At 69.0% G+C, this 10,830-nt stretch carries 11 protein-coding genes; 4 read left to right on the top strand and 7 right to left on the bottom strand.

Annotation, left to right across the window (positions count from 1 at the left end; all coding sequences use genetic code 11):
- Window positions 1–181: 181 nt before the first annotated feature.
- The 4 genes from DPV74_RS34025 to DPV74_RS34040 form a co-directional block, all read right to left on the bottom strand.
- Window positions 182–1,423: a multifunctional CCA addition/repair protein gene (locus tag DPV74_RS34025; RefSeq protein WP_027788913.1), complete on the bottom strand. Its 1,242-nt coding sequence runs from the start codon at window positions 1,421–1,423 to the stop codon at window positions 182–184.
- Complete coding sequence (locus DPV74_RS34030) at window positions 1,420–2,067, bottom strand: glutathione S-transferase family protein (RefSeq protein ID WP_027788912.1); 648 nt, start codon at window positions 2,065–2,067, stop codon at window positions 1,420–1,422. The genes DPV74_RS34025 and DPV74_RS34030 overlap by 4 nt, the downstream gene beginning before the upstream one ends.
- Window positions 2,068–2,130: 63 nt before the next feature.
- The gene (locus DPV74_RS34035) at window positions 2,131–3,090 is read right to left on the bottom strand and encodes a complex I NDUFA9 subunit family protein (RefSeq protein WP_119338780.1); all 960 of its coding nucleotides are present in this window, start codon (window positions 3,088–3,090) and stop codon (window positions 2,131–2,133) included.
- 288 nt (window positions 3,091–3,378) lie between these two features.
- Window positions 3,379–5,331, bottom strand: a complete 1,953-nt coding sequence (locus tag DPV74_RS34040; RefSeq protein WP_119338781.1) for a lytic transglycosylase domain-containing protein — start codon at window positions 5,329–5,331, stop codon at window positions 3,379–3,381.
- Between the two features lie 8 nt (window positions 5,332–5,339).
- Here DPV74_RS34040 and DPV74_RS34045 point away from each other — a divergent pair, with 8 nt between their 5' ends.
- Complete coding sequence (locus DPV74_RS34045; protein ID WP_049096978.1) at window positions 5,340–5,948, top strand: 5-formyltetrahydrofolate cyclo-ligase; 609 nt, start codon at window positions 5,340–5,342, stop codon at window positions 5,946–5,948.
- A gap of 96 nt (window positions 5,949–6,044) precedes the next feature.
- Here DPV74_RS34045 and DPV74_RS34050 read toward each other — a convergent pair whose 3' ends face one another.
- Window positions 6,045–6,557 (bottom strand): winged helix DNA-binding protein, encoded by a 513-nt coding sequence (locus DPV74_RS34050; protein WP_027788908.1) that lies wholly within the window; start codon window positions 6,555–6,557, stop codon window positions 6,045–6,047.
- A 148-nt stretch (window positions 6,558–6,705) separates the two neighbouring features.
- On the opposite strand from DPV74_RS34050, the gene pxpB reads away from it, so the two are divergent.
- The 3 genes from pxpB (at window position 6,706) to pxpA (ending at window position 9,261) form a co-directional block, all read left to right on the top strand.
- Window positions 6,706–7,362: a 5-oxoprolinase subunit PxpB gene (gene pxpB / locus DPV74_RS34055; RefSeq protein WP_059700422.1), complete on the top strand. Its 657-nt coding sequence runs from the start codon at window positions 6,706–6,708 to the stop codon at window positions 7,360–7,362.
- Complete coding sequence (locus DPV74_RS34060) at window positions 7,359–8,426, top strand: biotin-dependent carboxyltransferase family protein (RefSeq protein ID WP_027788906.1); 1,068 nt, start codon at window positions 7,359–7,361, stop codon at window positions 8,424–8,426. The genes pxpB and DPV74_RS34060 overlap by 4 nt, the downstream gene beginning before the upstream one ends.
- Before the next feature lie 70 nt (window positions 8,427–8,496).
- The gene (gene pxpA / locus DPV74_RS34065) at window positions 8,497–9,261 is read left to right on the top strand and encodes a 5-oxoprolinase subunit PxpA (RefSeq protein WP_027788905.1); all 765 of its coding nucleotides are present in this window, start codon (window positions 8,497–8,499) and stop codon (window positions 9,259–9,261) included.
- Between the two features lie 143 nt (window positions 9,262–9,404).
- Here the strand turns inward: pxpA and DPV74_RS34070 are convergent, their stop codons facing one another.
- Window positions 9,405–9,701, bottom strand: a complete 297-nt coding sequence (locus DPV74_RS34070; RefSeq protein WP_124534604.1) for a hypothetical protein — start codon at window positions 9,699–9,701, stop codon at window positions 9,405–9,407.
- A 99-nt stretch (window positions 9,702–9,800) separates the two neighbouring features.
- On the bottom strand, window positions 9,801–10,830 hold a 1,030-nt coding region (locus tag DPV74_RS34075), incomplete at its 5' end, for a TraB/GumN family protein (protein ID WP_240440063.1).

Below are 10,830 nucleotides of genomic sequence, written 5' to 3' on the forward strand. Positions count from 1 at the left end.
CGCGGGCCGGCGCCCGAACGGGCGGATCGCGATCGTGCCGCCGGCACCGTGAAAAAGGACAAGAAGGCGGCAGCCAGACCGAGCGCGGCCGCCGGCAAACGCGTGGCGGCCGCCAAGCCGGCACGCAAGAAGAAGCCGTAACGGCTTTGCAGGCGCGCGACGCGCGCCCCACCCGCCGCCGTTATTCGCCGATCTCGAGCGCCTGCGCGACAGCCTCGATCCGCGCGCGATGCACGGCCTCCCGGATCTTCTCCGTGTCGTTGCCGATGCCGCGCGCGATCGCGCCGGCATCGACGCTGCGCGCGGCCGCGAGCGCGACACGCAGCCGCTCGGCCTGCGGATACGGCTGCGTATCGAGCCCGAGCCGCCCGCGCGCATCCGATTCACACGCCTGCAGCATCTCGGCGAAACGCGCCGGCTTGCGCAGCGCGTCGCTGCGCTCGAACAGCCGCACCAGCGCGGCCGCACCCATCTCCATCACGCGATGCAGGTTGCCGTGCTCGCGCGCGACCACGAGCGCGAGATCGCGGCATTCGTTCGGCACGCGCAGCCGTTCGCACAACGGCTTGAGCAGGTCGACGCTGCGCCCCTCGTGGCCGATATGGCGCGGCAGCACGTCGGCAGGCGTCGTCGCCTTGCCGAGATCGTGCGTGAGCGCCGCAAAGCGCACCGGCAGCGAATAACCCTGCTTCGCCGCATGGTCGACGACCATCATCACGTGCACGCCGGTGTCGACCTCCGGGTGGTAGTCGGCGCGCTGCGGCACGCCCCACAGCGCATCGACTTCGGGCAGGATGCGCGCGAGCGCGCCGCACTCGCGCAGCACCGCGAACATCCGCGACGGTTTCACCTCCATGAGCCCGCGCGCGATTTCCTGCCAGACGCGTTCGGGCACGAGCGCGTCGACCTCGCCCGCGTCGACCATCCGCCGCATCAGCGCGAGCGTTTCGTCCGCGACCGTGAAGTCCGCGAACCGCGCGGCAAAGCGCGCGATGCGCAGGATCCGCACCGGATCCTCGACGAACGCATCGCTCACATGGCGGAACACGCGCGCGCGCAGGTCGGCCTGCCCGTCGAACGGGTCGATCACGGGCCCGACCAGCTCGCCCTCCGGGCTCACCTCGCGCGCCATCGCGTTGATCGTCAGGTCGCGCCGCGCGAGATCCTCGTCGAGCGTCACGTCCGGCGCGTAATGAAACTGGAAGCCGTGATAACCGGCCGCCGTCTTGCGCTCGGTGCGCGCGAGCGCGTACTCCTCCTGCGTCCGCGGATGCAGGAAGACCGGGAAATCCTTGCCCACCGGCCGGAAACCCTGCGCGGCCATCTGCTCGGGGGTCGCGCCCACCACCACGTAGTCGCGGTCCTGCACGGGCACGCCGAGCAATTCGTCGCGGATCGCACCGCCTACAGCGTAGATGTTCATGGCTGCGGTTCGAATTCGGCGATCACGTTCGTTTCACGGCGCGCGGCGTCGATCCAGCGCTGGACGGCCGGCAGCGCCGTCACGCGGGCCGCATAACCGGCCGCGTCCGGCGACAGGCCCGGCGCGTACGTGTTGAAGCGCATCACGACGGGCGCGTACATCGCATCGGCAATCCCGAATTCGCCGAACAGGAACGGCCCGCCCGACGCCTCGAGGCACGCGCTCCACAACGCGTCGATGCGCGCGACGTCGGCGAGCGCATCCGGCGTCGCACCGCGCCCCGGCATCGATGCACGCACGTTCATGCCCATCTGCGTGCGCAGCGCCGCGAAGCCCGCATGCATCTCGGCCGCGACGCAGCGCGCATGCGCGCGCTCGAGCGGATCGGCCGGCCACATCGGAAACTGCGGATAGCGTTCGGCGAGCGTCTCGGCGATCGCGAGCGAATCCCAGATCGCGACGCCGTGGTCGTCGATCAGGCACGGCACCTTGCCGGACGGCGAATACTCGAGGATGCGTGCGGCCGTGTCGTCGTGGCGCAGCTCGATCGCGATCTCGTCGAACGGGATGCCGAAATGCGCGAGCAGCAGCCACGGACGCATCGACCACGACGAGTAGTTCTTGTCTCCAATGACGAGTTTCATGACGGTGTTCCGGAAAACGAGAAGGTGAAAAGGACGAAGCTGAACGAAGGCACCCGGGCCGGCCTAGCGGCGCGAGCGGAACCAGTCGAACCGGGACCGCTGCGCGGCCTGGCCGAGATACGCGGGCGCGATGCTTTCGAGACTCGCGGGCGAGATCCCGAGCTCCGGCGCGAGCGGCCCCGACAGCACGTTCGGCACCGACATCGTCGCGAGATTGTCGCGCGTGAGCACGGGCTCGCCGGGCAGGCATTCGAACACGCTCGCCTGCAGCCGCGCGAGCGCGTCGGGCAGCCGCACGATGCGTGCCTGCCGGCCGACCAGCGTGCCGCAATAGCGCACCAGCTGCTCGAGCGTGTAGACGGTCGGGCCGCCGAGTTCGTAGGTCTTGCCGTGCGCGGCCGCGAGATCCAGCGTGTTGACGAACGCACGCACGACATCGCCGACGAACACGGGCTGGAAGCGCGCGTCGGGCATCGCGAGCGGCAGCACGGGCATCGTGCGCTGCAGGTTCGCGAACGTGTTGAGGAACGCATCGCCGGGGCCGAACACGACCGACGGGCGGAAGATCGTCAGCGCGAGCGAATCGGTCGCCGCGATCGCATGCAGCGCGGCCTCGCCGTCGCCCTTCGAGCGCTGGTACATGCTCGCGCCATGCGAATCGGCGCCGAGTGCGCTCATGTGCAGCACGCGCTGCACGCCCACCTCGGTGCAGGCGGTCGCGAGCGCGGCCGGCAGCGTGACGTGCGCGCGCTCGAAGCCGGGCCCGTACGGCGTACCGCGGCCGCCGTGCAGCACGCCGACGAGGTTGATCGCCGCGTGCGCACCGGCGACGAAGCGCGCGAGCGTGCGCGTGTCGAGCCCTTCGAGCTCGACGATTTCGACCGGCAGCATCTGCAGGTGGCGCGCATGGTCGCGCCGGCGCGTGCCGATCCGTACCTGCTTGCCGGCGTCGATCAGCGCATTGACGAGCCGGCTGCCGATGAAGCCGGTGCCGCCCAGCAGCGCGACGGTCTGGCGATCCATGGTCGGGACCTCTAAGGGGCTGTTCACGCTAATAACGGGCTTGCGCTGGCCCCCAGAAGGGCCGAGCGCAAGGATTGCGACGAAACGAATACTCGACGTATTCGCGAGGAGCATGACGCGGCGATCGGCCCTTCCGGGGGTCAGCCCCACGCATGATTTTTTTCCAAACAGGCGAACGTGCCTTGCCGGCCGCATTGCGGCCGGCAAGGCACGTTCGCAAGCCCGTTATTAGCGTGAACAGCCCCTTGAACACTGCCGCGTCTCGCGCGGCAGTGTGAAGAGTGCGGATCAGGGCGAGATCATGCCCAGACGCTTCTTCAACGACTGTGGTTTGCCCTCGAAGAGCGCCGCGTAATAAACGGTGTTCGACAGCACGTTCTTCACGTAGTCGCGCGTCTCGTTGAACGGAATCGTTTCTGCGAAGATCGCGCCTTCGACCGGCTGCGTCAACACCTGGCGCCACTGGCGCGGCCGGCCCGGGCCCGCGTTGTAGCCGGCCGTGGCGAGCACCGGCGAGCTGTCGAAGTTGTTGTAGATGTCCGCCAGATACCAGGTGCCGAGCTGGATGTTGGTATCGATGTCGTGCATCTGCGTGCGCGAGATCGTGCCGAGGCCGAGCTTCTTCGCGACCATCTGCGCGGTGGCCGGCATCAGCTGCATCAGGCCGCCCGCGCCCACCGACGAACGCGCGCTCGTGATGAAGCGCGACTCCTGGCGGATCAGGCCGTACGCCCATTCGGTGTCGAGGCCCGTCGACTGCGCGTAGCGCTCGACGATGTTGCGGTACGGCGACGGGTAGCGCAGCGTGAAATCGTGCTCGGCTTTCGTGCGGTCGGCCGTGTTGACCGTTCGGTCGAGCAGGTCGACACGCTTGCCGTACTCGGCGGCCGCGAGCAGCTGGCGATCGGTCATCCCGCGCAGCGGCCAGTTCCATTCGCGGTTGCCCTCGAGGCGCAGGTTCAGCGCGTAGAAACGCTGCGCGAGCGCGAAGCCCGGAATCTTGCCCATCGCGTCGATCTCGGCGTCGCTCACCTTCGTGCGCGGCGGGATCGTCGTGCGCTGGCCGAGCTCTTCGCCGGCGAGCTGCCCGTAGAAGTTGTACTGCCCGGCGACCTGCTCGAATTCCTGGTTCGCCTGCAGCGTGTCGCCGCTCTGCTTGAGCGCGCGCGCATGCCAGTAGATCCACGCCGGATCGTCGCGCAGCGACGGCGGCATCTGCTCGATCGACCAGCGCACCATCGGCCAGTTGCCGGCGAGCAGCGCGGCGCGCGTGCGCCATTCGTAACCCGGGTTCGACAGCGGCGCATTCGCGGATTTCGCGTACCAGACCGACGCGAGCGGCGAGCGCTTGATCGCGCCCTGGTAGCCGATCGCGCCCCACGCGATCGCCTGCTCCTGTTTGGTCAGCGAAGGCGCGACCGTCGTGAGCATGCCGGCGGCCGCGTCCGGATCGTTGCGCGCCATGCGGCCGAGCGCGATCAGCGCGAGCTGGTGCGACGTCGCGTCGGAGCCGACGCCGCGCGCGAGGTACAGCGGCGGCGCGCTCGTCGCCTGGTCGAAGCCGACCGGACGCGCACCGAGCGCGTCGACGATCTTGCCGCCGAGCGTCGTGTAGTTCTGCTCGTACGCGAGGCGCGCCTGCTGCCACACGTCGTCGCTCGTGAACTGCTGGTTGACCGTGAGCGCGGTGATCAGGTCGACGCATGCGTCGCCGTAATTCTTCGGCTCGACGAGCAGCGCGCGTGCCGCATCGGCGACGTTCTCGCCGCGCGCCGCGCGCGATTCGAGCGCATAACACTTGACCTGCGTGTCGTCGTCGAGCACGAAGCGCTTGTATTGATCGTCGAAGTTGCGCCAGTCGTGGCGTGCGCCGAGCACGAGCAGGTAGTCGTTGCGCAGGCGGTCGGCGATCGCCTGGCCGTCGTAGCGCTGCAGGAACGACTGCACGGGCGCGTCCGGCGCATCCACGCGCGCGCGGCCCGTCGAATCGAACAGCTGCGGCTTGATCTGGAAATACTCGACGTAGGACGGTACCGGATAGTTCGGAATCATCGACGCGAGCTGCGCGGCTTTCGCGGCGTCGTTGCGGCGCGCGGCTTCACGAAGCTGCACGAAGGTCTGGTCGTCCCCGGCGGCCGTATCGTCGTTCGGTGCGGCGCACGCGGCCGTGCCCGCGACGAGCGCGGTGGCCGAAAGCGTCAGCGCGACCGCGCGATATACTCGGAAAAGGCTGTTCGACATCGTTTTGAATGGAGCACGAAGTGAGCGAAAGCATAGCACGCAACCCTGTGCCGAACCCGAAGGTTGCGCTACGCAAAACGCTGTCCGGCGCGCGTCGCGACGCCGCGTCGCAACCCGCCGCGAACGCCGCGCTCGACGCGCGGCTGCGCACGCTGCTCGAGCGGCTCGCGCCGCGCACGGTCGGGTTCTACTGGCCGCTGCCGGGCGAATTCGACGCGCGCGATGCGGTGCTCGCCTGGTGCGCGGCCGGTGCCGGCCGGCGCGCCGCGCTGCCCGTGATCGGCGAGCGGCACACGCCGCTCGAGTTCCATGCATGGGACACGCACACGCCGATGCGCGAAGGCCATCACCGGATTCCGGAACCGGCGTCGGGAATCGTCGTCGTGCCCGACCTGTTGCTGATTCCCTGTGTGGGATTCGATCCGCAGCGCTACCGGCTCGGCTACGGCGGCGGCTATTACGACCGCACGCTCGCCGCGTGGCCGGGCAGCCAGCCGCCCGTGACGGTCGGCATCGCCTATGAAGCGTGCCGCGTCGACGCACTGCCGGCCGAAGCGCACGATCTCGCGCTGCGCTGGATCGTGACCGACGGCGCGCTCTACCCGGCCGCCGGATGATGCGGCGGGCGGCGCGGCGTCCGTCGTCGCACGCCCGTCAGCGCATTGCCGCGCGCCACCGCCGGCGCAACCCCGGCCCGACCCCGGTCCAACCGCTTACAGCGACGCCGCCGCGCGCGCGGCCGTGTCGTACAGGCCCGACGCGTTGCGCAGCAACTGCGCCGCGTCGCCGATCTGCTCGTTGGTGAGCCCGCTGTCCTTCAGCGTCTCGATCAGGCAGTGCTCGCGCACCTCGCGGTACTTCAGGCACAGGTCGCGGCCCGCGTCGGTCGCGAAGAAGAACACTTCCTTGCCGTTCTTCTCGCTCTTCACATAGCCGCGGGCGATCAGTTTTTTCAGCGCATAGGTCGCGACGTGCGTATCCTCGATATTGAGCACGAAGCAGATGTCGGCGAGCTTCTTCTTGCGTTCACGGTGGCTGACGTGATGCAGCAGCGACACCTCGACCGCCGTCATGTCCTTCGCGCCGGCCGCCGACATGCAGCGCACCATCCACCGGTTGAACGCGTTGCCTGCCATGATGAGCCCGTATTCGAGCTCCGACAGCTCCGCGCTCGAATCGGAAACGAGGTGTTCGGATGACACGATCTTGGTCGCAGGACGCTTCATGTAAAGACGGAGCAAGCCGGATGACAGGGTGTGCCGAGTGTACGCCAGAAGCCCGGACATCCGGGCTAGGCGAAAACGCTTATTGGGAAGTTGTCGATATTTTATTGACAATGTGCGCTAACATTGCCGTCCGAACCGTGCCAGTCCGATGACGCAACCCCGCATTTATCCGCTCGGCGATGCCGCCCTCGTCTGCGAGGTGCCGCCGCCCGCCACGCTCGATTGCCAGCGCCGCGTCTGGGCCGTTGCCGAGGTCGCGCGCGCGTGGCCCGACGTGGTCGACGTCGTGCCCGGCATGAACAACCTGACGATCGTGTTCGACGCGCTCGCCACGACGGCCGAATCGCTCACGCCGGCGCTGCGCGACGCGTGGGAGACGGCCGACGTCGAGCATGCGGACGGTCGCGAGGTCGAAATCCCGGTCGAGTACGGCGGCGCCGCCGGCCCCGACCTGGCGGCCGTCGCCGCCCATACCGGCCTGTCGGCCGACGAGGTCGTCGCGCGCCACGCAGCCGGCGCCTACGTCGTGTTCTTCGTCGGCTTCCAGCCGGGCTTCGCGTATCTCGGCGGGCTCGATGCCGCGCTGCACACGCCGCGCCGCGCGGCGCCGCGCCTCGAGGTGCCGGCCGGCTCGGTCGGCATCGGCGGCGCGCAGACAGGCATCTACCCGGCCACGTCTCCCGGCGGCTGGCAACTGATCGGCCGCACGTCGCACGTGCTGTTCGATCCGGCGCGGCCGCAGCCGACGCTGCTGCTGCCCGGCGACCGCGTGCGCTTCACCATTGCGGGAGTCGACGCGCGATGACCCAGAGCAACGCACCGGGCACCATCGAGGTGGTGCGGGCCGGCCCGCTGTCCACCGTGCAGGATCTCGGCCGCCGCGGCACGCGCCATCTCGGCGTCGCGCAGGGCGGCGCGCTCGACAGCCTCGCGCTCGAGGTCGGCAACCGGCTGGTCGGCAACCGTCCCGACGCGGCGGCCGTCGAAATCACGATCGGCCCGGCCGCCTTCCGCTTCACGCGCGCGACCCGCATCGCGATCACCGGCACCGAGTTCGGCGCCACGCTCGACGGCCGGCGCGTATATTCGTGGTGGAGCCTGCCGGTCGAGGCCGGGCAGACGCTCGTGCTGCCGGCCGCGAAACGCGGGATGCGCGGCTACCTGTGCATCGCCGGCGGCATCGACGTGCTGCCGATGCTCGGCTCGCGCAGCACCGATCTCGCGTCGCGCTTCGGCGGCCTCGGCGGCCGCGCGCTGCGCGACGGCGATCGTCTCCCGGTCGGCGTGCTTCCGGCCGGGATGGGCTGCCTCGCGGCCGATGCGCCCGAATTCGGGGTAAAGGCGCCGGCGTGGTGCGCGTTCGCGCGCGTCGACGAGCCGCCGCGCCGCCACCGCCCCGCGCATGCGCCGTGGGCGATGCCCGTGCGCGTGCTGCCGGGCCCCGACTACGCGTCGTTCGCCGCCGATGCGCAGCAGGCGTTCTGGGACGAGGAATGGCTCGTCACGGCGAACAGCAACCGCATGGGTTATCGGCTTGCGGGCGTCGAACTCGTGCGCGAGCGGCCGGCCGAGCTGCTGTCGCATGCGGTGCTGCCCGGCACGATCCAGGTGCCGCCGAACGGCCAGCCGATCGTGCTGATGCACGACGCGCAGACCACCGGCGGCTACCCGAAGATCGGCACGGTGATCCGTGCGGACCTGTGGAAACTCGCGCAGGCGCGGCTCAACCTGCCGGTCCGCTTCGTGCGCACGACACCCGACGCCGCGCGCGCCGCCCTGGCCGCAGAACGTGCCTATCTGCGGCAGATCGACGTGGCGATCGACATGCGCGAGGAAGCGCGCCGCCGCGCCCAGTCGCGCGCGGCATGACAATGGCGGTAGCAGTACCGAAGGCAGTAGCAGCAAGGACGGGCCACGCAATCAGTGGACGAGGAACACCATGGAAATCGATCTGAATGCCGATCTCGGCGAAGGCTGCGGTTCGGACGAGGCGCTGCTCGACCTCGTCACGTCCGCGAACATCGCATGCGGGTGGCATGCGGGCGGCGCGAACGCGATGCGCGACTGCGTGCGCTGGGCCGTGCAGAAAGGCGTGGCGATCGGCGCGCATCCGAGCTTTCACGATCCGGAGAATTTCGGCCGCAAGGAAATGCAGCTGCCGGCCGGCGACATCTACGCGGGCGTGCTGTACCAGCTCGGCGCGCTGTCGGCGATCGCGCAGGCCGAGGGCGGGCGCATCGCGCACGTGAAACCGCACGGCGCGCTGTACAACCAGGCCGCACGCGACCCGATGATCGCCGATGCGGTGGTGTCCGCGATCCGCGATTTCGATCCGTCGCTCGCGGTCTTCGGGCTCGCGAACAGCGTGTTCGTCGCGGCCGCGCGGCACGCGGGGCTCGCCGCGGTGGAGGAAGTGTTCGCCGATCGCGGCTACCGCGCGGACGGCTCGCTCGTGCCGCGCAACCAGCCCGGCGCGCTGATCGACGACGAAGACACGATGATCGCGCGCACGCTCGACATGGTGCGCAGCCGTCAGGTGCGTGCGATCGGCGGCGAGTGGGTAATGCTCAATGCGCAGACCGTCTGCCTGCACGGCGACGGGCCGCATGCGCTGGTATTCGCGAAACGGATTCGCGCCGCGCTCGAGGCGGTGGGCGTCGACGTCGTCGCGCCCGGCATGCTGCAGGCCGACGAACGCACGTGACCCGGCCGGCTGCCTGATCCGTCGCACAAAAGAAAAAAGCGCCCTCGTGGCGCTTTTCCGTTGGCGCAATCGCTGCGGCTTCGCCGTCTGTCGATTCGCCCCCCGAAACCGTCTTTCGACGGTGACCGGAAAAATCTTCCGGATTAAAAAACGTCCGCCGCCGCCCGATCACTGCATTCCCCGGTCAGACGACGGAACGTTGCTTTATCTGCAAGTCGGCCTGCATGCATGTTTTGTACGACGATGATTGGCCCCGCCGTGCATGCAGACACTCCGCGGCCGGCACGTGCTTCACGTGCCGGCAACGCTAACCCCGCGCTTATTTCTGCTACCCCGTAGAACTTATCTATTCTTTTCATTTTTTCAACTTGTGGGGTGAAGAATAGATATTGGCAGAACGGGATGTCAATCGTTTTAAACGCTATTTTCCGACGATTCAAGGGTTTTCCTTATCGATTGCCGCCCACGCGCACGCGTTTCGCCGCGGGTGCGCGAGGCCAATCAAACAGGGGAAGATCGGTGCGGGCCGTCGGGCGCGATCAGTTCGCGTCGACCCGGTATCCTTGCTGGCGCAACAATTCGAGCACGCCGCGCGGGCCGCCCAGATGCAGCGCGCCGATCGCGACGAACAGCGGCCGGTTCGGTGCGGCGATTGCCGTCATCCGTGCAACGAAGCGGCGGTTGCGCTCGTACACGATCTTGTTGTCGATCGACGCCGACAACACCTTCGAACGCGCGAGCCGTTCACTCTTCGCGACGGCCCACGCCGAGATCGCATCGGCGTCGCCAATTCGCCACAGTCGGTGCAGCGCCTTGATGTCGTCGGCGTTCTGTGCGGGCGTCTGCACCATGTCCTGCGCGAGCATCTCGCGCTGCTCGGCGAGCGTCAGCCCGGTGAACGCGCGCATCTGTTCGGCGAGCGTCTCGAGCCCGATCACGCGGCCGCCCTTCTTCTTCAGGAACACGTTCTGCAACTGCGCCTCGGTGCCGTACTCGGTCTGCAGGCCGGCCGACAGCGAATCGTAGGTCTCGACGACGAGCGCCGCGAGCCACGGCCGCATCTTGCGGATCTCGGCGAGCGCGGCCGGGTTGCCGCGCAGGCGCGCCGCGAGCCGCTGCCACAGCGGATCCGGCAGCAGGCGCTGCAGGCACGGGTAGCGGCATACGCCGTACTTCGACACGTCGTCCTGGGATTCGAGCAGGTCGTCGGGCGACAGCTCGAGCGCGAGCGTCGGCGACGCGGCAAGCGCCGCGAGGATGCGCGGCCGGAACGGCTGCGCGCTCGGGTAATCGGACGGATCGCCCGTGTGCAGCGTGCCGAGCACGTAGAGCGTGACACGCCCCTTGGTCGCGACGTAGAACGGCATGCGCGCGGGCTGCACGCGCACCGCGCCGCTCGCGACCGTGCCGTTCGACACGGCGGGTGCGTGAAAGCCCGGCAGGCTCATGCCGGGCGGCGGGACTTGCGACGGATGGATCGGTGAGGTGGCCGGCGCGCGCCCTTCGGCGCGCGCGGATTCGACGGGAACCACGAGGCTGGCCGCCACGCACGCGCCGGCCAGCGCGGCG

It is taken from the genome of Burkholderia sp. HAN2018, assembly GCF_024704855.1.
Classification (GTDB): Bacteria; Pseudomonadota; Gammaproteobacteria; order Burkholderiales; family Burkholderiaceae; genus Burkholderia; species Burkholderia cepacia.